Annotated in this window: 1 protein-coding gene; it reads right to left on the reverse strand. The window is 45.2% G+C overall.

The genetic code is table 11. From position 1 onward, the window contains the following. On the reverse strand, positions 1-305 hold a 305-nt coding region (flgG, locus tag N3F66_15105), incomplete at both ends, for a flagellar basal body rod protein FlgG (GenBank protein ID MCX8125475.1).

The following is a 305-nucleotide window of genomic DNA, read 5'->3' on the forward strand; positions in this document are numbered from 1 at the left end:
CCCTGACGGTTCTGAAACTTCACCAAACCGATCTTCTGTCCAAGAGAAACGGTTGCACCTGTTTCATCCTGATAGCTCAATTCTCCTTCGCTGGAAACATTTAATTTGGATATATCCACATCAAAAATAATTTCATTACCGGTATCATCCAGCACAGGATAGCCGTCTGAGGTAGTAAGTTTTTTCCCTGCATCCGATATGCTGGCCTTGAAGCTGCCGTCACGGGTATAAACCGTATTCCCGTTAGGTCCTGCCACCATGAAAAAGCCATCTCCGTCAATAGCAAAATCCAGGGGGTTTTCAGT

It is taken from the genome of Spirochaetota bacterium (assembly GCA_026414805.1).
In the GTDB taxonomy this organism is placed as follows: domain Bacteria; phylum Spirochaetota; class UBA4802; order UBA4802; family UB4802; genus UBA4802.